Source organism: Thermanaerothrix solaris (assembly GCF_032334255.1).
Classification (GTDB): Bacteria; Chloroflexota; Anaerolineae; order Anaerolineales; family Anaerolineaceae; genus Thermanaerothrix; species Thermanaerothrix solaris.
On the sequence record NZ_JAUHMF010000001.1, the window covers coordinates 264,011 to 287,994 of the forward strand.

General features: G+C 49.1%; 18 protein-coding genes and 2 tRNA genes. 13 read left to right on the forward strand and 7 right to left on the reverse strand.

Translation table 11 applies throughout. From position 1 onward, the window contains the following. Window position 1 precedes the first annotated feature (1 nt). From QYE77_RS01270 to QYE77_RS01300, 7 genes are all read left to right on the forward strand, one after another. A complete protein-coding gene (locus QYE77_RS01270) occupies window positions 2–2,155 on the forward strand; it encodes a bi-domain-containing oxidoreductase (RefSeq protein ID WP_315623490.1) in 2,154 nt (717 codons plus the stop codon). Window positions 2,156–2,214: 59 nt separating this feature from the next. After that, complete coding sequence (locus QYE77_RS01275; RefSeq protein ID WP_315623492.1) at window positions 2,215–4,149, forward strand: alginate lyase family protein; 1,935 nt, start codon at window positions 2,215–2,217, stop codon at window positions 4,147–4,149. A gap of 11 nt (window positions 4,150–4,160) precedes the next feature. Beyond that, window positions 4,161–5,381 (forward strand): glycosyltransferase family 4 protein, encoded by a 1,221-nt coding sequence (locus tag QYE77_RS01280; protein ID WP_315623495.1) that lies wholly within the window; start codon window positions 4,161–4,163, stop codon window positions 5,379–5,381. Then, on the forward strand, window positions 5,374–6,087 hold the full coding sequence (locus QYE77_RS01285) for a response regulator transcription factor (RefSeq protein ID WP_315623497.1): 714 nt from the start codon (window positions 5,374–5,376) through the stop codon (window positions 6,085–6,087). The genes QYE77_RS01280 and QYE77_RS01285 overlap by 8 nt, the downstream gene beginning before the upstream one ends. Then, entirely contained in the window at window positions 6,088–7,851 is a 1,764-nt protein-coding gene (locus QYE77_RS01290; RefSeq protein WP_315623499.1) for a sensor histidine kinase, read from the forward strand. 43 nt (window positions 7,852–7,894) lie between these two features. Beyond that, window positions 7,895–8,320 carry an SRPBCC domain-containing protein gene (locus QYE77_RS01295; RefSeq protein ID WP_315623501.1) on the forward strand — a complete coding sequence of 142 codons (426 nt, stop codon included), beginning with the start codon at window positions 7,895–7,897 and terminating at the stop codon, window positions 8,318–8,320. Window positions 8,321–8,363: 43 nt separating this feature from the next. Then, window positions 8,364–8,437, forward strand: a tRNA-Val gene (locus QYE77_RS01300). A 417-nt stretch (window positions 8,438–8,854) separates the two neighbouring features. Here QYE77_RS01300 and QYE77_RS01305 read toward each other — a convergent pair. Continuing rightward, on the reverse strand, window positions 8,855–9,787 hold the full coding sequence (locus QYE77_RS01305; protein WP_315623503.1) for a magnesium transporter CorA family protein: 933 nt from the start codon (window positions 9,785–9,787) through the stop codon (window positions 8,855–8,857). 187 nt (window positions 9,788–9,974) lie between these two features. Between QYE77_RS01305 and QYE77_RS01310 the strand changes: the two genes are divergently transcribed. Next, window positions 9,975–10,964: a carbohydrate kinase family protein gene (locus tag QYE77_RS01310; RefSeq protein ID WP_315623505.1), complete on the forward strand. Its 990-nt coding sequence runs from the start codon at window positions 9,975–9,977 to the stop codon at window positions 10,962–10,964. After that, window positions 10,961–12,220, forward strand: a complete 1,260-nt coding sequence (gene ahcY, locus QYE77_RS01315) for an adenosylhomocysteinase (RefSeq protein WP_315623507.1) — start codon at window positions 10,961–10,963, stop codon at window positions 12,218–12,220. The genes QYE77_RS01310 and ahcY overlap by 4 nt, the downstream gene beginning before the upstream one ends. A gap of 63 nt (window positions 12,221–12,283) precedes the next feature. Here ahcY and QYE77_RS01320 read toward each other — a convergent pair whose 3' ends face one another. After that, window positions 12,284–12,826, reverse strand: a complete 543-nt coding sequence (locus QYE77_RS01320; protein ID WP_315623509.1) for an NBR1-Ig-like domain-containing protein — start codon at window positions 12,824–12,826, stop codon at window positions 12,284–12,286. Between the two features lie 28 nt (window positions 12,827–12,854). Continuing rightward, window positions 12,855–13,898, reverse strand: a complete 1,044-nt coding sequence (gene recA / locus QYE77_RS01325) for a recombinase RecA (protein ID WP_399389869.1) — start codon at window positions 13,896–13,898, stop codon at window positions 12,855–12,857. Between the two features lie 232 nt (window positions 13,899–14,130). On the opposite strand from recA, the gene QYE77_RS01330 reads away from it, so the two are divergent. Continuing rightward, window positions 14,131–14,205: transfer RNA gene (locus QYE77_RS01330), tRNA-Pro, on the forward strand. Between the two features lie 172 nt (window positions 14,206–14,377). Here the strand turns inward: QYE77_RS01330 and QYE77_RS01335 are convergent. Together QYE77_RS01335 and QYE77_RS01340 are read right to left on the reverse strand one after the other, a co-directional pair. Next, entirely contained in the window at window positions 14,378–14,794 is a 417-nt protein-coding gene (locus QYE77_RS01335; RefSeq protein WP_315623513.1) for a GNAT family N-acetyltransferase, read from the reverse strand. A gap of 14 nt (window positions 14,795–14,808) precedes the next feature. Continuing rightward, on the reverse strand, window positions 14,809–15,342 hold the full coding sequence (locus QYE77_RS01340) for a protein-tyrosine phosphatase family protein (RefSeq protein WP_315623514.1): 534 nt from the start codon (window positions 15,340–15,342) through the stop codon (window positions 14,809–14,811). 116 nt (window positions 15,343–15,458) lie between these two features. On the opposite strand from QYE77_RS01340, the gene QYE77_RS01345 reads away from it, so the two are divergent. Beyond that, window positions 15,459–18,911, forward strand: coding sequence for a flippase activity-associated protein Agl23 (locus tag QYE77_RS01345; RefSeq protein WP_315623515.1), 3,453 nt, complete (start codon window positions 15,459–15,461; stop codon window positions 18,909–18,911). Window positions 18,912–19,042: 131 nt separating this feature from the next. Next, entirely contained in the window at window positions 19,043–19,927 is an 885-nt protein-coding gene (gene surE, locus QYE77_RS01350; protein WP_315623516.1) for a 5'/3'-nucleotidase SurE, read from the forward strand. 27 nt (window positions 19,928–19,954) lie between these two features. On the opposite strand, the gene QYE77_RS01355 is transcribed toward surE, so the two are convergent. Together QYE77_RS01355 and QYE77_RS01360 are read right to left on the reverse strand one after the other, a co-directional pair. Next, window positions 19,955–20,332, reverse strand: coding sequence for a phage holin family protein (locus tag QYE77_RS01355; protein WP_315623518.1), 378 nt, complete (start codon window positions 20,330–20,332; stop codon window positions 19,955–19,957). A gap of 33 nt (window positions 20,333–20,365) precedes the next feature. Beyond that, the gene (locus tag QYE77_RS01360) at window positions 20,366–21,286 is read right to left on the reverse strand and encodes a GNAT family N-acetyltransferase (protein WP_315623520.1); all 921 of its coding nucleotides are present in this window, start codon (window positions 21,284–21,286) and stop codon (window positions 20,366–20,368) included. A gap of 167 nt (window positions 21,287–21,453) precedes the next feature. On the opposite strand from QYE77_RS01360, the gene QYE77_RS01365 reads away from it, so the two are divergent. Further along, a complete protein-coding gene (locus QYE77_RS01365) occupies window positions 21,454–23,940 on the forward strand; it encodes an ATP-dependent Clp protease ATP-binding subunit (protein WP_399389872.1) in 2,487 nt (828 codons plus the stop codon). Window positions 23,941–23,984: the final 44 nt, after the last annotated feature.

The following is a 23,984-nucleotide window of genomic DNA, read 5'->3' on the forward strand; positions in this document are numbered from 1 at the left end:
CATGAAACAAGTATTGAAGAACCTGCGGGATGGGCGCACAATCGTAGCGGATGTACCGGTGCCTACACCTGGCCCGGGGATGGTGTTGGTGCGCAATTTTGCATCGCTGGTTTCGGTAGGCACGGAGCGAATGCTAGTTTCATTTGCTGAGAAGAGCCTGCTGGGAAAAGCACGCGCCCGACCGGACTTGATGCGTCAGGTGTGGGAGAAGGTACGTCGTGAAGGTGTGGTCACGGCATTGGAGACGGCATTAAATCGTTTGGACCAACCCATCGCCCTGGGGTATTCATCGGCGGGAATCGTGGTGGAAGTAGGGGAAGGCGTTCGTGATCTTCATCCGGGCGACCCCGTGGCATGTGCGGGTGGTGGATATGCCGTGCATGCAGAATATGTGGTGGTGCCTCGTTTACTGGTCACGCGTCTCCCAGAGGGTGTTGATTTTGAAAGTGGTGCTTTTGTGACTCTAGGGGCGATTGCATTGCACGGTTTCCGCCTGGCAGATACCCAACTCGGTGAGACAGTGGCAGTTATTGGATTGGGGGTTTTGGGTTTGTTGACATTACAGATAGCCAAAGCCAGTGGATGCCAGGGGCTAGGGATTGATGTGGATCCCTGGCGTGTGGAGAAGGGGCGCATGCTTGGCTTAATGGCCGTGCCCCGCACTGACGCTGAGTCAACCGGTCGTGCCTTGACGCAAGGTCGGGGATTTGATGCAGTTATTATTTGTGCCGATACCCCATCCAATGATCCGGTTGAATTAGCAGGACATTTAGCACGGGATCGGGGACGGGTGGTAGCCGTGGGTGCGGTGGGTTTGGAATTACCGCGTAAACTCTACTATGAGAAAGAATTATCGTTTGTTGTATCACGATCCTATGGACCTGGGCGTTATGATCCCGCCTATGAGGAAAAAGGTCAGGATTATCCACTGGGCTATGTGCGTTGGACCGAGGGGCGCAACCTTGAGGCTGTGGCTAATTTGATCGGTGCAGGCCTCTTAGATGTGAAATCGCTAATCACACACCGCTTCCCGATAGATGCCGCTGACCAAGCATATACGCTAATTACTACGAAAGGGGCAGACCCGAGTCTGGGTGTACTGATTACTTACCCACAATCGGAACAATTCTTACCCTCAACCAAACGGATTAATTTGAGACCACCGAAGGAACCTTTGGTTTCAAAGGTTAGATTAGGGGTACTGGGGGCGGGGAATTACGCCACGGCGGTGTTTCTCCCGATGATTCGATCTTTCAATGAGGTTGAAAAGGTAGGGATTGTTTCGATGAGCGGTTTGCATGCGCGACATGCTGCCGAGAAATTTGGTTTTGCCTTTGCAAGTTCGGATGAGAACGAGATTTGGCAGGATGCAACCATCAATACAGTTGCCATTCTAACCCGCCATAATCATCACGCGCGTCAGGTTGAACAGGCATTAACCCACGGAAAGCATACTTTTTGTGAGAAACCTCTGGCCATAACCTGGGAAGAGGTAGAGCGGCTGGAGGCGTTGCTTTGTTCAGAGGATTTGCCCTTGTTAACTGTAGGCTTCAATCGCCGCTTTGCGCCCTTGGCGGAACGCCTAAAGGCATTCCTCGCCAACCGTGGTCAACCGATGCATGTTTACTACCGCGTTAACGCCGGGTATTTACCACCTAATCACTGGTTGCACGATCTTCACCAGGGAGGTGGGCGTCTCATTGGTGAAGGATGCCATTTCGTTGACTTCCTGATTTATCTTATTGGGAATTCGCCCACAAGCGTTGAAGCCGTATCATTGCCCGATAACGGCGTCTATCGTGAAGATAATTTTACGCTCATGTATGAGTTTGCGGATGGTTCGGTGGGTCTTGTATCTTATCTTGCTAATGGACACAAATCGTATCCCAAAGAACGAATCGAGGTCTTTTGTGAAGGGAAGATTGCCATTTTGGATGATTTTCGAACATTGGAAATAGTGGTGGAGGGTCGTCGCCAGGTATTCCGACAACCGATGCGCCAGGATAAGGGACATCGTGGCTTATGGGGGGCCTTTATGCAGGCGATTACGACCACAGGCCAACCCCCTATTCCATACGACCAGATCCTTGGAGTTACAAAGGCCACTTTGGCTGCCCGGGAGGCGCTAAGAACTCGCCGCCGAACTGAAATTTAGGGATAAGGAACTTGGGTTAGTGATCCGTGAACCCGTGGGAAAAGGTCTGGAAAACACTCATGACCGTAGGGGCTGGTCAGGTTGCCCTTTTTCTCATCTATCGGTTAGGGTTGAAGGTAGGGTGGTGGCGACGAGTCACTCAAAATCTTGGGGTTGATCCTGATAAGGTTCCAGAATTAAGGGGGGAGTTATTTGTTATTCCCTCTCCAGACCACTTGAAAAACCTTTTAGGCGCTGAAGAAACTGACAGGGTTTTAGCATTAGCGGACGAGATTTGCCAGGGAATGTTTCGCCCCTTTGGCGGTGACCCTGCACCTTTGGTTTTAGATCCTCCCTGCCCACTGAAGCCTTGGGATGTTTATCGGGACAATTTGGCGGGTGAGGATATCAAAATGGTATGGGAACCAGCACGGTTGGGATGGGTCTTTACCCTGGGACGGGCTTACATCTTGAGCCGGGAAGAGCGGTATGCCCAAACCTGTTTGAGCCATCTTAAGCGCTTTTTACAGGCTAACCCACCGGGATATGGACCAAACTGGGCTTCGGGTCAAGAAGTGGCTTTACGCATCCCTGCCTTATTGTTTGTCCTGCAGGTATTCCAATCTTCATCCTCTTGGTTAAACGAGGATCGGCGCTTTCTCATCTCCTCCATTCTTACCCATGCCCGACGCATTCCACCAACGTTTATCTACGCTCGTGCCCAGAACAATAATCATTTGATAAGCGAAGCCTTGGGGTTGTATCTGGTAGGTGTTTTGTTGCCCGAGTGGCCAGAATCTAAACGGTGGCGAGATATTGGCTGGCGCTGGCTGAATTGGGCTTTTCAGCATCAAATAACTTCATCGGGCTGTTATGTCCAAAATAGCCATAACTACCATCGCTTGATGCTTCAACTTGCTTTACTTTTCGTCCGTGCCTCCGCAATTGAGGGATGTGACCTACCTGATCTAACACGGGAACGGTTGAAAATGGCAGTGCATTGGCTTTGGGAACGGATGGATGCACGGTCTGGAGGAGTGCCAAACTACGGGCATAATGATGGGAGTAATATCTTGCCTTTTGGCAGTCGTAGTTTTATAGATTATCGCCCCACATTGCAGGCTGCAGGTCAATGTTTTGGACAAGGGCGTCCCTTGCCCTCTGGTCCATGGGATGAACTCAGTTTGTGGTTAGGGGTAAAAGAAGGCCCTTCTCAAGACTTCCCCCGTATCACCTTATCACCGGGGATTGTTAAACCATCGGGGCAATCATCTTGGGCTATGATGTATGGAGGTTCATGCAAGGGACGCATCGCTCATGCTGATTTTCTCCACGTGGATTTGTGGTCTCATGGGATTAACTTGCTACTTGATGCAGGAACCTATGCCTACAACCTTCCCTCTCCCTGGAATAACGGTCTGGCAAGGACGCTGGTCCATAATACGTTAGTGGTTGATGGTCAAGATCAACTACAACACTTGAGCAAGTTTCTTTGGAGCAAGGGCGGGAAAGTGCGATTTCTCGGACACCTTTCCGTTCCGGAGCAGCGTTGGACGGCTTTTCATGATGGGTATACAAGATTTGGCGTGGTGCACCGTCGTTCATTGGTGTGGTTGGGAGAAGGACAATGGGAGGTTACAGATGAGATCTTACCGGTGAATAGAAGGGGATCAGCACAGCAACAACATCAATTTGAATTACACTGGCTGATACGTGATGGGGAATGGGAAATTGATATTACACAATTGAAGATCAAATATTCCCAATTCGGATTAGAGATGAGGCTGTGCTGGAATTTTGACGGGGACAACGTAACCTTTGTCCCCATAACCGTTCGGCTTATACGCCAAGGAAAAGCCATTTTTGGCCCGGCGGGTAATTTTGAGTGCTTAGGCTGGTATTCTCCCACTTATTATCATCGTGTTCCTGCTTTATCGCTTTTGCTGACCTGGAAAGACGCAGTGCCATGCAAGATTGTGACCTCAATTGTGGTTGAGAGAGCGGGAAATTGTTAAAATAAGGTCTGATGCATATTTTATTAATCCATCAAGCCTATGCTTCTTTGAATGAACCGGGTGGGACTCGCCACGAGGAGATGGCGCGTTATTTGGTTGCCCGAGGACATCGGGTTACTGTGATTGCCAGCCCGGTTAACTATCTAAGTGGAAAGCCTAATCCTTCCGAAAGGCGCTGGGTTAGTCGAAGGGAAATTGAACCCGGCTTAACCATTTTGCGATGTTATACCTATCCGGCGTTTCACCGCAGTTTCTTTCATCGCACATTGGCGTTCATGAGTTTTATGATCTCATCGTTTTGGGTTGGGTTAGGTGTACCTGACGTAAATGTGGTGTGGGGAACTTCTCCCCCTATTTTTCAAGCCGCGACAGCTTGGCTATTGGCATTTTTTAAACGAGTGCCTTTCATTTTTGAGGTGCGGGATTTGTGGCCCGAGTTTGCTGTCGCGGTGGGGGTTCTGCGCAATCCCGTGCTTATTAAAGCCTCCGAGGGATTGGAACGGTTTCTCTATCGTCGGGCTAAACGAGTGGTGGTAAATTCACCCGGATTTATCTCTCATGTTCAAACTCGCGGGGCTAAGTGGGTTGAATTGGTGCCCAATGGTGCAGACCCTCAAATGTTCGATCCAACCCTTAGCGGTGAAAGTTTTCGTCGCCGTTATGGCCTAGACCAGTCCTTTGTGGTTCTCTATGCTGGGGCTCATGGGCTTTCAAACGATCTGGGGGTAGTGTTGGACGCAGCTGACTTTCTGCGTGATCATCCTCAGATTCGATTTGTGTTTGTGGGTGACGGGAAGGAGAAATCAGCCCTGATGCGCGAGACTGAGGCGAAAGGCCTGAAAAACGTGTTATTTCTCCCTCCCTTTTCCAAACGTGAGATGCCTGAAGTATTAGCAGCAGCCGATGTCTGCGTTGCTATTCTTAAGCCGTTAGAGGTTTATAAAACTACTTATCCCAATAAGGTGTTTGATTACATGGCAGCGGGACGAGCGGTGGTCCTAGCAATTGATGGCGTTGTTCGCCAGGTTGTGGAAGAAGCGGGTGCGGGTATCGCTGTTCCGCCGGGCGATGCGCAGGCTCTGGCGAAAGCCATTTTATATTTGGCTGAGAATAGGGAATTAACTAAGCGAATGGGTATGGCAGGACGCCATTGTATCGAAGAGAATTTTCGCCGCGATCAAATGGCATGGCGAATGATGAAAATTTTTGAGGAGGTGGCGAAGGATGGGTGAGAAAATTTTGATTGTTGAGGATGAGACAACGTTACAGGAGGCACTTGCCTATAACCTGCGTCGTCAAGGCTATGATGTCGAATTGGCGGGTGATGGACAGGCTGCTTTGAATGTTGCGCGCCGTATTCGCCCTGATCTTATCATCCTGGATATTATGTTACCGGGAATGGACGGGTTTGAGGTTTGTCGCATTTTGCGCCAGGAGATGACCACACCGGTGCTCATGTTGACGGCACGGGATGATGAGATTGACCGGGTGGTTGGTCTGGAAGTGGGCGCTGATGATTACTTAACTAAACCCTTTTCAATGCGCGAATTACTAGCGCGGGTAAAGGCTCTTTTGCGTCGCGTACGAATGGTGCGGGAAGAGATTGGTGTGGGACATGGTCAAGTTGAATCTCCACAACCAGTTATCCAACATGGAAATCTGGTGATTAATAATGCGCGCCGTGAAGCCCTGTTAGATGGTCATCCGCTCCCGCTGAAGCCCAAAGAGTATGATCTTTTGCTTTATTTAGCCCAGCACCGGGGGCAGGTACTTACTCGAGAGCAGATTCTTGAGCGAGTTTGGGGATGGGAATACATTGGAGATTCTCGCACCGTGGATGTTCATATTCGATGGTTGCGGGAAAAGATCGAACCTGACCCCGCCAACCCGCGCCGAATTGTAACGGTACGAGGAGCAGGATATCGTTTTGAGGGTTAGATGCGTCCATCATTGATTTGGCGAATTACGCTGCCTGTTATGGCTTGGGCAATCTTAGTGGCAGCGGTTGGGGGGATAACCGTACGATTATCATTTGAACATCTGTTGTTACAGCAGCACGAAAGATATTTGCTATCCCAAGCGCAGATATTCGCTCGTCAGTTAGAGGATCTGCGACGAGAAGGGAATCAGGAAAAGACTCAATCCGCTCTATTGGAATTCTCCCGTTCTATGGAGGCATGGGGGGCTATTTGCGATCCAAATGGCGTCATAAAGGTGGAAGGATGGGGGGAATCATGGACCTTTCCAAGGGTTGATCGTGTGCGTGCTATTGTCCAATCTGGCGCTATTTCAGATGAAGCGGGGGTTAAGTTTGTCAACAGTTCACTGGGATGGTTAGGAATAGTCACCATTCCATTGCGGAACGGTGCGAATGCCTTAACGATCGAGTATTTGCGTGTAGCCATTTTTTTGGATGAGGCAGATCAAGCCCTTAAATCAATCACATATTTAATGGTCCTACTGGGTGGGGTAATGGTGATCACTGCGCTAGGGGTAACGCTTCTCGTCTCGAGATGGGTTACCGGACCACTGCAATATCTCACGGAACGCATTCGCAATTGGCAAGGCAACGAAACCTCCCTAGATTCGATTCAGAGCCGAAAGGACGAGATTGGCTTATTGGCTCAAGCATTTTCGACTATGGCCAACGAATTGCGTTCTCAGATTGAGGCTTTGGCCACGGAACGAGTTCAGTTTGACGCAGTTTTGGAATATATGACAGATGGGGTCGTGATTGTTGATGCCGAGGGCAAGGTGCGCTTAATGAATCCGGCTGCAGAACGGCTTTTTGAGGGCCGTCCGGGAGGATCGGTAGGAAAATCGTTGATTGAGGTCGTGCGCCACCATCAATTAGTGGATCTGTGGCAAAAATCTCTCAACAACGATCGCCAGTACAATTTGACCTTGGAAATGACACCCAATCGTTCGTTTGTCCAGGCGATAGCAACACCACTCGGGGGAACACTAAAAGGTAACGTGCTTTTGGTTATTCAGGATTTAACCCGAGTGAGGCGATTAGAAACGGTGCGTAGAGATTTTATCAGCAATGTTTCCCACGAATTACGTACTCCACTGGCAACATTGAAAGCACTCACCGAGACGTTGCAAGAAGGGGCATTGGAAGATCCTCTCATGGCGCGGCGTTTCCTAGAGCAAATGGATAAGGAAATTGATAATATGACCCAATTGGTACGGGAGTTGCTGGAACTTTCACGCATTGAATCGGGTAAAGTGCCGCTTAATCGGCAACCGATTTCTCCATCGGTCCTATTGGAAAATGCAGCATCTCGCATGCGCTTACAAGCCGAACGGGTAGGGTTAACCTTAGAAGTACTAACAAATCCCGAATTACCAATGGTGTTGGCAGATCGGGAACGAATTGAACAAGTATTGATTAATTTGCTCCACAATGCCATTAAATTCACACCACCTGGTGGCCGGATTGAACTTGGGGCTCAGCGTCGAGATGGTGAGGTTGTTTTTTACGTAAAAGATACTGGTGTAGGGATTAGTCCTGAGGCTTTACCCCGCATCTTTGAGCGTTTCTACAAAGCCGATCAGTCACGTTCGGGAGGTGGAACGGGTTTGGGCCTTTCAATCGCGCGTCATACCGTTGAGGCTCATGGCGGAAGGATTTGGGCTGAGAGCGAGGTTAACCGAGGAAGTACTTTCTTCTTTTCGCTTCCTTTGGCTAATCCATAGTTTTAGGAGACAAATAGTTAAAGGTCATAAAGGACGGTGTACAATGTTTGCAACCATTGAGTTAGCGGTTGAAGTGCCAGTGTATCCGGAACGAGTGTTTCGGGCTTGGTTAGATGGTTTTGAGTTCGCCAAAATTACCCGTCAACCAGCGCGCATCGTCCCTCAAGTTGGAGGGAATTTGTGGCTGCTCGGCGGAGAGGTCACAGGAATATTCCGTCGTTTAGTTCCTTATAACCATTTGGAGATGACCTGGCAGATTCGTGGCAAAACCTCTTCACATGCCTCGCAGGTCGAAATCCGCATTGAACCCACCTGCACCGGTAGCCTGTTTCGAGTTTGGCATCATGGCGTGGATTTGAGTGAGGTTCAAAATGTGTTGAAATGGTGGGAAGAAAACTTTCTGCGTCCCTTGCAGGCTCACTTTGAGAACTTGGTGGGCGATTACGTGGCGGATCTAAGCGATGGGTAGCAGGCTTGATCCTTGAAATTGAGTTATAATTGGAAGCGCTATTGGGCGGATAGCTCAGTAGGTTAGAGCGCCTCCCTTACAAGGAGGAGGTCATGGGTTCGAGTCCCGTTCCGCCCACAAAGTTTTCACCTGCTTTTTCCTTCTCAATTATGCGGTGGCTAATATCTATCTACCTGGGATGAATAAGTAAGGCGGTTGCCTTCAGCATCCCCTGAGGTGTTGGTTTCATCCTTTTAGAAAATTTCTTTAAGGTCTCCAAGGCATGTAGGGTTCGCACCCGCAATAAAATCTATTTCCAGGCAGGCGCACTAAAACCGAACCCTTCCGCGGACTTAAAGTGGGTTCGAAATGGCTTCAACACCACTTTCTTCACTGGGTAAACATAAGGATATTAGGTTCCCGATCAGGGGTTTATTTTTTTGAAAGATGCTTTGCTTTCGAATCAACATGCCGAATAATTTCACACAAGTAATCAGTCAGAATTCACCAGTAATCAGTCAGAATTCACCTGGAAAAGATTTATCGGAGTAACTTCTAAAACCAGCGCCTGCGGGAGAAATAAATTGCTGTGATTGCGATCATGGCAACGCAGATAACTAAAATGACTTGCCAGGCGAATGCATACTCTTGAAGGGGGAGATCTACATTCATACCGTAAAACCCAGTAACAATAACTGGAAGATTGAGTAGAATTGTCACTGAAGTGAGGAATTTCATTACAACATTGAGGTTATTCGAGATAATCGAAGCAAAGGCATCCATCATACTGGTGAGAATGCTGCTGGAGATGTTCGCCATTTCGATGGCTTGCTGGTTTTCAGTGATGACATCTTCAAGCAAATCTTCGTCATCGGGGTACATGCGAAACAATTGCGCTCGTTGTAGGCGTTCGAGTAAAAGTTCATTGGATTTTAGGGCGGTGGTGAAGTAAACCAGGCTTTTTTGATATTTTAAGAGTTCCATTACTTCGCGATTTTGCATAGATAGTTGTAATTGGTCTTCGACCGCTTCAACGGTGCGGTTTATCTCGCGCAAGTAAGCAAGGTAGAGATTGGCGGTGCTTAGCAAAATGCGCAACACAAAGCGGATCCGTTTAGCAGTGGAAAGATGGCGAATGCGACTTGAGGTGAATTCATTGATCACCTCATTGGGGTATCGGCATACGGTAACAATAAATTGGTCGGTAAGAATGATTCCCAGTGGGATTGTAATATAGGGCACATCCACCATTTGGCTTTGGAAATAAGGAATACGAAGCAGGATGAGCATCTTGCCATCGTCTTCCCGTTCGGTGCGAGAGCGTTCATCTAAATCAAGTGGATAAGTGAGAAAATCCTGGGGAATCCCTTCACAAACCAGTCTTTCAATCTCATCACTGGTGGGATCAATTACGTTTATCCAACATCCGCTAACAATGTCGGGAACAGTTTCAAGAACACCTTCTCGGCTGCGATAAATGGTGATCATCGTTCCTCTCCCCGGTGAGGATTTATTAGGTGTTTGGATTTTACTCCCTATCCGCTGATCCGCAAACCCTCATTCCATAAGCCTGTTCTATAACAGTGGCATTCATAATACTATGAACCTAAATGGGGTATAATTGCCACGCCTAAGACAGTGGGCAATCAAAATTTTTTCGCCTAACCGTGAGAAGATGAAAACCATTTGCACTGGTTCAATCGCCTACGATTATCTAATGACGTTTCCGGGCCATTTCCGCGAACACATTGTGCCTGATCGGTTGGATTCCATTAGTCTTTCTTTTCTGGTAGATTCGATGGTACGCCAACGGGGGGGTGTAGCTACGAATATCGCCTACACCATGGCTCTGTTGGGGGATCGTCCCATTGTTTTCGGTACTGTAGGGGAGGATTTTGAGGAGTATCGTCAGTTTTTGGAGAGCGTTGGTGTGGATACGCGTTATATTCGGGTTGTCCCCGGGGTATTTACCGCCTCATTTTTTGCCAATACCGATTTGGACAACAATCAGATCTGTTCATTTTACCCGGGTGCAATGACCTATGCGCGTGATTTCAGCCTTATGGAATTCAGAGAAGGGATTCCGGATTTGGTGATTATCTCGCCTAACGATCCGGTAGCTATGGATCGCTATGTTGAGGAATGTAAGGCGTTGGGAGTGCGGTATTTCTATGATCCCAGCCAACAGGTTGTGCGCGTCAGTGGCGAAGAATTACGCCGCGGTGTGGAAGGAGCCTTTGGACTCTTTGTCAATGAGTATGAGTTTGAACTGCTCCAAAAACACACCGGATTAACCGCCGCGGCCATTTGCGCGAGCGTTCCTTTAGTCGTGGTAACCTTGGGGGCAAAGGGCGCTGTTATTTATGCTGAGGGTAAGGAATTTCGGATTCAAGCGGTTAAACCCACTCACATTGCGGATCCAACCGGTGTGGGGGATGCCTTTCGCGCCGGATTTATTCGTGGCTTTCAACTTGGGTTGGATTGGATGACGTGTGGGCAAATGGGGGCTCTGGCAGCGGCATACTGCCTGGAACGAAAAGGTCCTCAAAGCCACGCCTTTACCCGTGAGGAATTTGTCCAGCGCTTTCGCCAAAACTTTGGGGATAATGATGCGTTGGTCATCCTGCTTGAAGATTCTATTAATATGACGCGGAGGAATACATGATCAAATACGATGTTAAGGATTTGAAACTTGCTGAGGGGGGACGTCGGCGCATTGAATGGGCGGCCCGCGAAATGCCGGTATTGGCCTCAATCCGTGAGCGGTTTGCAAAGGAACAACCTCTCAAAGGATTACGCATCTCAGCCTGTCTTCACGTCACCACAGAAACGGCCAACCTTATGCATACCCTTCAGGTTGGAGGGGCGGATATTGTCCTTACGGCTTCGAATCCCCTCTCAACTCAAGATGATGTTGCGGCCTGCTTGGTCACCCATTACGAAATTCCCGTCTTTGCTATTAAGGGCGAGGACAATGTTGTGTATTACAAACACATTCATGCGGCGCTGGATCACAAACCTCACCTAACCATGGACGATGGGGCTGATCTCGTAAGCACATTGCATAAAGAGCGGCGGGATTTGCTGGACAACATTATCGGTGGAACCGAGGAAACCACAACCGGTGTCATTCGATTGCGCGCAATGGCGGCGGATGGGGCATTGGCTTATCCCATTATTGCGGTCAATGATGCTTTGACCAAGCATTTATTTGATAACCGCTATGGCACGGGGCAATCTACGATTGATGGGATTATCCGGGCAACAAATATCCTTTTGGCTGGAAAGAACTTCGTGGTTGCTGGTTACGGTTGGTGTGGTCGCGGCTTGGCTATGCGAGCGCGCGGTATGGGTGCCAATGTGATCGTAACTGAGGTGGATCCGCTCAAAGCCCTAGAAGCCGTTATGGATGGTTACCGGGTGATGCCAATGATTGAGGCTGCCAAGATTGGCGATATCTTTTGTACTGTAACCGGGGACATTAACGTCATTGATCGGCATCATCTCGAAGTGATGAAAGATGGCGCTGTATTGGCGAATTCGGGTCACTTCAATGTGGAGATCAATATTCCTGCGCTTGAGGAAATGGCAGTTAATAAACGGCTTGTGCGTCCATTTGTCGAGCAATATGAATTAAAGGATGGGCGTTCGATCTTTTTGCTGGGTGAAGGGCGCTTAATAAATCTGGCAGCAGCAGAGGGCCATCCGGCTAGTGTGATGGACATGTCCTTTGCGAATCAAGCGCTGAGCCTGGAGTATCTGGTTAAGAACGCAGCAAAAATGGAACGAAAAGTGTATAGCGTGCCTGAAGAAATTGATCGTGAAATCGCTCGACTAAAACTGGCGGCTATGGGAGTTGAAATTGATACATTGACACCACAACAAATAGCCTATTTGAGTTCATGGGAGGAAGGAACCTAATTCAATCCTCTGAAACGAAAAAAAGCCTCTGCACTTATGTAATTTAAGTGCAGAGGCTTTTTATTATGGTGTTGGAGGTGCGGAAACGACCTCAATGTCAATGAAAATAGGATCACCGAAAGGAAGGTCGTTAGGATCAAACGCCTGCCAGGCACTACGATAGCGTCCTTCTTCGGATGGGGCCTGAAAGAAAATCCGCAATACGGCACGGCCACCACTGCGGGCGGGAAAAAGCGGTTGTTCAGAAGCGTTCGCGCCTAGAAGGGAGCCAGCAATTAGACGCAAATGGTAGCGGTGATCCCAATCACAGGTCCCGCTATTGATGACTTCCCATCTTTTATCAATGATGGCATTGGCTGGGACTTGTGATCCATCAGGGATGGTAAGATCGCTGATAAATGAGAGATTGTTTTCGCATTGACTTGTTGGTGTTGGCTCGATAGCGGGATTGTTCAATTGGGCTGGATTGGTCGGAATGATGGGCGGAATGAATGGGGTTGAGAGAGAATAATCAACGACGGAACGTTGCGGTGCAAGGTTTTTGCAACCTGTTAGAATCCCGCCCAGGAGGGCTAACAACAGGTAGAGCCGGTGGAGGTTGGGCATCGAAACCGTCTCGGATGACTGTTAGTGTTCACAATTCCTCAAGGTCAGCTTCCTCGGCCCCGCCTGCCAAAGATAGTGGAATCTCACCGCTCAGAGCCCGTTGACGGATGGCGATCTCGATCTCTTGGCATAATTCGCTATTTTGGCGTAAGAATTCTTTGGCGTTCTCACGTCCTTGACCGATGCGCATGTCGCCGTAGGAATAAAAGGCACCGCGTTTCTGGATAATGCCGTATTCAGTAGCCAAATCAAGAATATCACCAAACTTGGAGATACCCTCGTTGTACATGATGTCGAACTCGGCGGTTCGGAAAGGTGGCGCCACTTTGTTTTTAACGACACGAGCGCGGACACGGTTGCCGATTACCTCGGCGCCAACTTTAATGGATTGGATGCGGCGGATATCTAAGCGCACTGACGCATAGAATTTCAGGGCTAACCCTCCAGGAGTGGTTTCAGGATTGCCGAACATAACGCCGATTTTTTGGCGCAACTGATTGGTAAACACCACCGCCGTTTTTGTTTGGTTAATGGCGCCAGAAAGTTTACGCAGTGCCTGGGACATAAGGCGGGCTTGCATTCCCATGGTCGCATCGCCCATATCCCCTTCAATTTCGGAGCGGGGAACCAAAGCGGCTACTGAGTCAATGACGACCAGGTCTACTGCACCGGAGCGCACCAGTGTTTCAGCAATTTCCAATGCCTGCTCGCCAGTATCGGGCTGTGAAATGAGCAGATCCTCAATATTGACACCCACCCGTGCGGCATAACTGGGATCTAGCGCATGTTCCATGTCAATGTAAGCCGCTGTGCCGCCCATACGTTGGGTTTCGGCGACCAGATGCAGGCATAAGGTCGTCTTTCCCGAGGCTTCAGGGCCAAAGATTTCAGTGATCCGCCCGCGTGGGATTCCTCCCACACCCAATGCGATATCAAGTGACAGGGAGCCCGTTGGGATGACTTCCACGGTTAAGTGCTGGGCTTCACCCATGCGCATAATAGCGCCGTCTCCATAGCGCTTAATAATCTCGCTCAATGCCTTATCCAAAACGGCACGTTTAGCCTCGTCCATACCCGGATTGGAGTCAGAGTGACTGGGAAGGGGCTGAGCGGGGGGAACAGGTTTGCGCGGCATATCAATATATCTCCTCTCACAATGGATGGAATAATTATAAGCGTACTCGCCTAAACAGGGTTGCTTACATTATAGCACTTATGTTCGATTAGTGGTGAATCTATTTACCCAAAAACGAGGGAAAAAGGTTGCGGTTTAGAGTATTTGCGGTATAATCATAATCAATCCACGGGGCGTGGCTCAGCCCGGCTAGAGCGCTGCGTTCGGGTCGCAGAGGTCCCCGGTTCAAATCCGGGCGCCCCGACTGAAAAGGTATGAACCAATATGACGTAGCCCCTGCTTGAATCACCCGGCAGGGGATTTGTTTTTGGGTGCTTGAGGTGAGGAACCACTAGGTGAATGGGTTGGTTCTCAAACGAGATTAACCTATTCAACCTTTTTGGGGTTGCAATGGAGTGGATTGTTGAATGTCAGGTTTAGAGATTGTAAGACATGATGAGAAGTTCATTGCGGGGATACCAGCCGAGGGATGTCCAGAATGCAATCCCATCAGTGTTGTCCGTATAGACGAAAAGATGGGCTTTCTCGACCCCCATATTTTTTAGGGCATCTAGACAACGGGTTACTAAGGCTGAGCCAATGCCTTGACGGCGATATTCGGGATGGACCGCTACATGATACAAATAAGCGCGCCGTCCATCGAAACCACATAGCAATGTACCTACAACTTTACTTTTGTCTTTCGCAATCCAATTCAGGCCTGGATTGCGTTCTAGAAAATGGGCTAAGGATTGGGGGGTGTCGGTATGACTTAAGCCAACCCCAGGACTCGTTTTCCACAATGCGATAGCTTCTTCGCAATCTTCTGGTTGGAATGGGAGAATGGAGATCATGAGCGTTTTCCTATTTATTCCCCAATTTGCCATGAGAGTATCATCGCCCGTTGCTCATCAGTTTCTGGTGAAGAACGCCACCACTTTGCGGTTTCTCGGCGAAGGATTTGCAAACGTTCGAGGGCTGCAGGTCCGCTAAGGCCATGGCGTACCAGGTAACAGCCCACCACGGTTCCGGTGCGACCAACCCCGCCCCAGCAGTGTACGTATAGCCTTTTTCCGTTTGAGATCACATGGTCTATATGATCAAGAATTGCTCGCATTGTAACTCGGGTAGGTATACCGAGGTCAGGGATTGGATAGCGAGTGTAGCCTACTTCAAAGTTTCTCTTCTTGGCTTCTTGATAAAGCAGATTATGATAAGGCTCGAGCTCACCCTCCCAGGTCAGGTCTATGAATTCCCGAATCCCTATATCCAACAAGGCAATTAGGCGTTGCTGCGCGCGATTGAGATCTAGGTCACCCGGATATTCACCGGCGAGAAACTTATCAGGGATAACCCAATAGGCGTCAGGTAGAAAAGGCGTGAATAGAAAGTGAGTGGTCATCGGGATAGGTGGGATTTAGGAAGTAGATGAGAGTATAATTTCGCTAGTTTGGGCAGCCATATGTAGACCTACTTTGGAATTCTACCTCAAACCTGCAATCTGAGGATCGCACAAAGATGAACGCTCAACCTACTGACAATGTTCACTGGTTAGACCGGCCGGTATGGAAAGCCTTCCCCAAAATCCGTTGGGAGACGCTTCTAATAATTGTAATTCTGGGTTTGGCTCTCTTCACACGTTTTTACCATCTGGGTGACCGGGTGATGAGTCATGATGAGGTTAATCACGTTGTCCCTTCTTGGGAACTCTACATGGGGAGGGGGTATCGGCATGATCCGATTACCCATGGGCCTTTTCAGTTTCATGTCGTTGCTCTTTCCTATTTCTTGTTTGGAGATAATGATTTTACGTCCCGTATACCGGCGGCCCTTTTTAGCGTGGCAACCATTATGACGGTGATATTGGGGTTCCGACGTTATCTCGGACGAAATGGTGCCATCATTGCAGGGGTTCTCTTTCTGATCTCCCCTTATATGCTTTTTTATGGCCGTTACACGCGCAATGAGGCGTTTGTTGCCTTTTGGGGGGGTGTCACCTTACTTGCGGTTTTAAAATACCTGGAAGCCGGGGAAAGACGTTGGCTATACATTTTAACTGTAGTAACTGCGTTACAGTTTGCGACCAAAGAAACAGCCTTTATTTATACCGCCCAATTGCTTCTCTTCTTGGCAATCCTATTCATGTTAAGAAGTGTACGCTTCCCCTGGCCGGAAGCACGCAAACACTTTTTGTTTAATTTGGCTCTAGCCGGGGCTTTGTTTGTCCTCGTTCTGGCAATCGTTTTAGCCGGGTGGAATGCCATTGCGAATCGTTCTGGTGTGCCAGCAGAGGCGGGTGGGGTAAACCCGCTTCAGATCATCGAAGCCGGTTTAGCGGTAGTGGCGGTGGTTTTAGGGGGTATGGCCGGAGTTATTTTGCTGCGCGAGGTGGGATGGGAATTTTTGAAGCAAGAACGAAGCCTGGATATGCTTCTCTTGATCGGTACGTTGATTTTGCCTCAATTGACGGCCTTTCCGGTCAAGATTTTTGGGGTACTTTTAGGGCAAAATTGGAATCCCCTGGATTACTCATCGGTAGGGATTCTGCGTAGTGGCATTGTGTTACTGATTTTAACCTTGGTCGCTTTGAGCATAGGCCTGGTGTGGAAACCGCGGCTTTGGTTAACGAATTTCGTTCTATTTTATGGCATATTTACTGTGCTCTACACCACGGTGTTTACCAATGGATTTGGATTCTTTACAGGAATTGTGGGTTCACTTGGATACTGGTTAGAGCAACAGGGAGTAAATCGGGGTACACAACCGTGGTATTATTACGCCTTTTTGCAAATTCCCATGTATGAATATGTCGCGGCACTGGGAACACTGCTTGCGATTTACTTCGGTTGGCGGTATCACCGTTTCAGCCAGTTGCCAGGGGACTCCCCTATAACAATTGAAGTACCTTTTACTGAAAATCCGCAATTAACTTTAGATGTAAATCAGGTTCCCAAGGTTTCTGAAGATGTTGAAAAGGTTGAATTTACAAAACCACCCGTCGAGGAAAGACTACCTGTTCTTGGTTTGTTGGTCTTTTGGGGAATAACCAGTCTAGGGGCTTATTCTCTGGCGGGCGAAAAGATGCCTTGGCTGACCGTTCATATTGCTCTGCCCTTGTTACTAAGTGCAGGATGGGGATTAGGGGCGTTAGTAGATCGTATACCTTGGTCACTTTTGAAGCAGAGTAGCGCATGGGTGGGCTTATTACTAATACCAGTTTTTCTTAGCGCAATTGTCGGGGCACTTATGGCATGGCTCGGACCGGTGGTGCCTTTTAGCGGTTATACGTTGGAATACCTTCAGGTGACAACGACATTTTTATTTGCAAGTGTGACGGCTTTACTAAGTGGATGGGGAATATTTTACGTTTTCCGCGGTTGGCGCAAGGTTGATTGGATCAAGTTAATTGTCTTTTATACCTTTGGTTTCTTAGGGGTGCTTACCTTTCGAACCGCGGCAACGGCAGCTTATATCAACTATGATACGGCAAAAGAATTTCTGGTTTATGCTCATGCAGCCAGCGGACCTAAAGAGATCCTGGCGCAGGTAGAAGAAATCTCACGTCGTCTTACGCGTGGATTGGATATTCAGGTCGCTTATGATAATGATGCCCTTTATCCCTACTGGTGGTATTTCCGGGATTATCCCAACAAACGCTATTTTGCAGATAACCCCACGCGGGATTTGCGCGATGTGCCAATCATCATCGCAGGTAACAGTGCCAATTGGAGCAAGTTGGATGCGATTACCAAAGGTGAATTTGTTCAGTTTGAGTATATGCGCCTGTGGTGGCCCATGCAGGATTACTACAACCTAACTTGGGATCGTATTTGGGGGGCTATCCGCGATCCCAAGATGCGCGCTGCAGTTTTCCAGATCTGGCTAAACCGGGATTATACGGCTTACGCGCAATTAACCGGAAATCAGAACCTGACATTGGAGAAATGGGAACCAAGCGCTAAATTGCGATTTTATGTCCGCAAGGATGTTGTGGCTCAGATGTGGAATTATGGGGTACTGCCAGAGCAGGTTCCTACGGTCGAGGTGGACCCCTATCAAAAGGGAATGGTGCAACTTACGCCAGACCTGGTAATAGGACAAGTAGGTTTGGCAGGAAATCAGCCTGGGCAGTTCCAGAATCCGAGAGGCATTGCCATTGCACCAGATGGTTCAATTTATGTCGCCGATTCGCGTAACCATCGCATTCAGCATCTTAGCGCGAGAGGTGAGGTTTTGCAGGTTTGGGGAAGTTTTGCGGATAGTTCTACCGGAGAAGCACCGGGTGGCACGTTCAATGAGCCTTGGGGTGTAGCTGTTGGACCGGACGGGAGCGTTTACGTTGCTGATACCTGGAATCACCGCATTCAAAAGTTCACCTCGGACGGTCAATTCGTAACTATGTGGGGTTATTTTGGCCAGGCTGAGCGTCCTGATGCTTTCTGGGGGCCACGGGATGTGGCTGTGGATGCACAAGGACGAGTCTACGTAACAGATACAGGAAATAAGCGAGTTGTCATCTTCACGTCAGAGGGACAGTATATTGCCCAATTTGGCGGTGCAGGGGTAGAAGCCGGCAAGTTTGATGAACCGGTAGGTATTGACGTGGATACGGAAGGAAACATTTACATAGCAGATACCTGGAATCAACGCGTCCAAGTCATTACGCCTGATTTTTCAAATAACCTCTTTATCCCGGTTCGCGAATGGGAGATTTCGGGGTGGTATGGTCAATCGCTCGACAATAAACCTTTTATTTCAATATCTCCCTTAGGGCATGTGTTTGTAACGGACCCTGAGGGTTATCGAGTGCTCGAATTTGATGCACAGGGCAATTTTGTGCGGGGATGGGGGGACTACAGCACGGGCACGGATGGTTTTGGTCTACCTTCCGGAATAGCAGTGGATTCCCAGGGGCGAGTTTGGGTCAGCGATGCCGGGAACCATGTGCTTTTACGTTTTGTGTTGCCCTGATCAAACCTTGTGAGTTTGACCACCTAACTTTTTGATCAAATTTTATCTATTCGTTTATTTAGCCTTAACACCCCCTCAAAGGGGCGTTAAGGCTTTAAGGGTATGCTATTGAGTAAAGAGGTAAATATAAGATGAGTGAGCAAAGTCGAAAACGTCCCCATATATTAGTAACCAATGACGACGGTGTGTTTGCGCCAGGGTTATTGGCTCTTGTTCAGGCTATGCAACCTCTAGGGGAGGTAAGTGTTTTAGCACCAGAACGCAATTGGTCAGGGGGAGGACATGTAAAGACTCTTGATCGCCCTTTGCGGGTTAGAGAGTACCGGTTGATAGATGGTGCTTTGGCCTACGCCAGCGATGGTGCACCCTCTGACTGCGTGTCCTTAGCACTTCTGGGGTTCTTCAAAAAACCCATAGACTTGGTCGTATCGGGAATCAATCAGGGCGCCAATCTTGGACATGATGTTACTTACTCCGGCACAGTAACCGCTGCCATGGAAGCGGTTATTGCTGGAGTGCCGGCGGTGGCATTTTCGCTAGAGGTTTATGAAAATGGCAGGACTACCGTAGACTACCAACCGGCGGCTCAATTTGCCTTTAAGATTGTGGCTCAAGTCCTCAAATATGGTATTTCATCAGACATCTTATTGAACGTAAATGTCCCGGCCCTACCTGTTGACAAAATTCGGGGTATTCGAGTGACCCGGCAGGGATTGCGCGTTTATCATAATCGTTTGGATGAACGGATTGATCCGCGCGGTAAGCCGTATTATTGGATTGGCGGGGATATTCCAACAGGTGTGCCAGAACCAGGGACGGACGTAGGGGCTTTGACAGAGGGTTACGTGTCTGTGACCCCTTTACACCTTGACCTGACTGCTTATCGCGTCTTGTCGGATCTTTATACCTGGACGTGGGATGCGGCTCTAACGATAAATGAAAAAGAAAAACCAGTATCCCATTCTGATCCAGAAACCGCAACCATCCAATGCCTGGCTGATGTGCTGGATAAATGAACAGTTGTGAACCCCCTTCTAGAGGGTTTACTTTTTGCGCATGTCCTCGATAAAGAACTGACTAACAAAGAGAATAAGGCTGACGATCAACGAGCCGAGGAAGGCGCCCCAAAACCCACTGACCGTAAAGCCAACTCCAAATTGGTTCCCAACCCAGCCGGCTAGGGCGAACAAAGCCGTATTGATCACCAGAATTCCAAGCCCTAAGGTCAGGATGATAAAAGGGCAACCTAAAACCACCAGGATGGGACGGACGACGGCATTGATAATACCAAAGATCAATGCTAACCAAATAAAGCTCAACCAGTTATCGGATGAGGGCTGGATATATTGGGGGCTGAGCAGGGCGACGGCGACATAAAAGGCTAAGGCGGTCACCAGCAAGCGAACAATGAAACGTTTCATTGCCATTTCCTCCAAAAAAGTTTTCTGGGGTGATTATAAGGGTAATTCCATCCAAATGAGTGTTTGTTGGGGGTAAAATCCGCAGTCTAAAAAAGTTTCATCAAATTCACCCGCCGGAAAATTAATGGATAGAGGACGCCGCCGACCAAATTTCTGGCGCATTGAAGGAAGCAATACACATAGCGCTTGGGGTGTTTTTTGAGGGTTAGGGGCAATCCATAACCAATCGGCGTAATGAGATGTGGCTTCCCAGGTGCAGAATCCAAGATACTCCTGCTGCTCGAACGCTGTAAAATGCCATAAAGGTAATTCCCCTAGTAGATTGCGCAAGGCATTGAGAAAGCGGGGTCGAAAGCGCTCAAAATCCAACGGTAGATTCCATGCGACCTGTTCGGGATAAATGTGGTTTAACCACGTAGAATGCAAAGGCCACTCATGGGCACGGCGTGGTCTAATGGATGAGAAAGAAAAGTTTGTTTGCGATATGGTCGAGGGATTAGTGACCCATGTAGTGCGCCGAGCACGCTCTTGAAAGCCCAATCTTTCATAAAGGCGTAGCGCTGCAAGATTATCGGCGCGAACTTGTAGCCAAACGGCAGGATAGTTCCAGGATTTTAAATAGTGGATGGCCTTTTCCGTCAGACGGCGGGCAATGCCGCGACGTCGGTAGTTGGGGTGAACAGCAACATTGACGATAAGCGGATAACGTGAAGTTGTCTTGGGAAGAATGATCTCCAAATTGCCTACAATACGCCCATCCTCTTCCCAAACAAAACCACTCATGGAAGGACCGGGGCTTCCATTGGGTAGGGCTCCCCAAGCACGCATGCGCCTCAAATATTCCCAGCCATCGGGGTCCATGGTATCGGCAAAGCAGATCTCAATTAAATCAGCAACGGCTTGAGTATCCTGGGGTAAGCGCAGAGGGCGAAGGTGAGTTCTCTCGTTGTTCATGCTTCCGATCATAAGGGTATTTTACTCCTGCTCCAGTCAACCCCCTCGTTTATCGTTTGTTTCGTATATAAATTTCTTATGCAAGGCTTCTATTTTGTTAATCGAGAGGTGCTATAATCCTCTCAGGACAATTTTACTCTGGCTATTAGAAGGATGTTACGCCTATGATGCGATTTGACCGATTTACCGAACGAGCCCAAGAAGCGGCGCAGCGCGCGGCTGAGATTATTCAGCGCTATGGCCATAACCAGATTGACACCGAGCACATTCTGTTAGCGCTGATTGAACAGCCGCAGGGTGTGATCCCACAAATTTTAGAAATTCTTAAGGTGGATGCCAGCATGCTGGCAGACCGCCTGGATTATATCTTACGCACCAGCCCTAAAGCCAGCATTTTTGGGGGTGGAGCGGGCCAAATTTTTATCACGCCTCGGGTGAAACGCATAATTGACCAGGCCAACGAAGAGGCCAATCGGCTTAAAGATGAGTATATCTCTACGGAGCACATCTTTTTGGCCATCCTGAGTGAACGCAATACACCCGCGGCGCGTTTGCTGGAGGGGGCTGGAATTACCCGCGAGCGTGTCTTAGATGCCATCATGCAGATTCGCGGGGGACAGCGGGTGACAGATCCGCAGGCCGAGACGCGTTATCGAACATTGGAGAAGTACTCGCGGGATTTGACCGCATTAGCACGCGAGGGTAAACTGGATCCGGTGATCGGGCGTGACCAGGAAATCTTACGGGTGATGCAGATTCTCTCCCGCCGTACCAAAAACAATCCGGTTTTGATCGGTGAAGCCGGTGTGGGTAAAACGGCCATTGTGGAAGGTCTAGCCCAGAAAATTGCGGCAAACGATGTGCCGGAAATCTTAATGGGTAAGCGGGTAGTGCAACTCGATCTGGGGGCAATGATTGCCGGAAGCCGCTTCCGTGGCGAATTCGAGGAACGTTTAAAGGCCGCAATCGAAGAAGTTCAACGTTCCGAGGGCGAGATTATTCTATTTATTGATGAACTCCACACCGTAGTTGGGGCCGGAGCGGCTCAGGGCGCTATGGATGCCTCGAACATGCTCAAGCCGGCATTAGCACGGGGAGAACTGCAATGCATTGGGGCGACCACTCTGGATGAGTACCACAAGTATATTGAGAAAGATGCAGCGCTAGAGCGTCGTTTTGCTCCCGTCTATGTGGACGAACCCTCGATTGAGGAAACGATTGAGATGTTACGCGGCTTGCGTGATCGGTATGAGGCACATCATAAGGTGCGTTTTTCCGATGAGGCTTTGGTAGCGGCCGCGCGTCTTTCGGCTCAATATGTGACCGAACGCCATTTGCCAGACAAGGCCATTGATCTTATTGATGAAGCCGCCGCAAAATTGCGAGTGGCCTTGTATTCGCTTCCTCCGGAGTTGAAGAAAATGAAATCCGAAATTGACCGTCTTCAGGCTGAGGAGGAACAGGCTGGGCTAGAGCGAGATTATGAACGTGCGGCGCGCAAGAAGGCGGAACGGTTACGCCTGCAGGAACAGTTTGAAATGTTGCGAGATCAATGGGAAGCCGAACACAAGCTGGATGAAGTGGTGGATGTGAACGATATTGCCGAGGTTGTGGCTCAGTGGACGGGAATCCCGGTCAGCCAAATGATGGAATCGGAAGCGGATCGGTTGGTGCACATGGAGGAACGGCTGTCCGAACGGGTTATTGGACAGGAAGAAGCGATCAAAGCCATTGCCGATGCCATCCGCCGTGCCCGGGCCGGGCTTAAAGATCCCCGTCGTCCGATTGGGTCTTTCATCTTCATTGGCCCTTCCGGCGTTGGGAAAACCGAATTGGCCAAGGCATTAGCTGAGTTTCTGTTTGGCGATGAAGATGCCCTGGTACGCCTGGATATGAGTGAATATCGAGAACAGCATACCGTATCGCGCCTTTTCGGTGCTCCACCGGGCTATGTCGGCTATGAGGAAGGTGGCCAGTTAACCGAAGCCGTGCGACGGCGACCTTACCGGGTGATACTCTTCGATGAAATTGAGAAGGCTCATCCTGAAGTGTGGAATGCTCTGCTGCAGATTTTGGACGAGGGTCGCCTGACAGATGGGCAGGGCCACGTGGTTGATTTCCGCAACACCGTGCTCATAATGACCAGCAATCTCGGCACTGAATTTGTGCGGCGGGGTGGCACACTGGGCTTTTTGCCCGAAAGTCACAATGATGAAGATCGGTTGAATCAGGAAAAAATTCAGAAAGCGCTCAAGAGCACCTTCCGGCCCGAGTTTCTCAACCGAATTGATGAGATCATCATGTTCTCGCCGCTGACACAGGAGCACATGTATAAGATTGTGGATCTTCAGATGAAAGAGGTGCGTCAGCGGTTATTAGAACACGGGTTGGATGTTGAACTCACTCCAGCAGCACGGCGTTGGTTGGCAGAGATTGGGTACGATCCAAGTTTTGGGGCTCGACCTTTGAGGCGAGCGATTCAGAAATACATCGAGAGTCCGCTTTCAGTGAGCATCCTCTCCGGCCAGTTCCGGGTTGGGGATAAGATTATCGTGGATTATCAGGAAGGCGATACGAAACCCACGTTTCGGCGGGCAGATGAGGTAAAAGAACCTTCGCTTCAAGAGCAACCTGCCGAGTCTTCTAGAAGTTAATACCTGGGGGAAGTAAGTAAAAGAAAATAGTTGAGGGTGCGCAT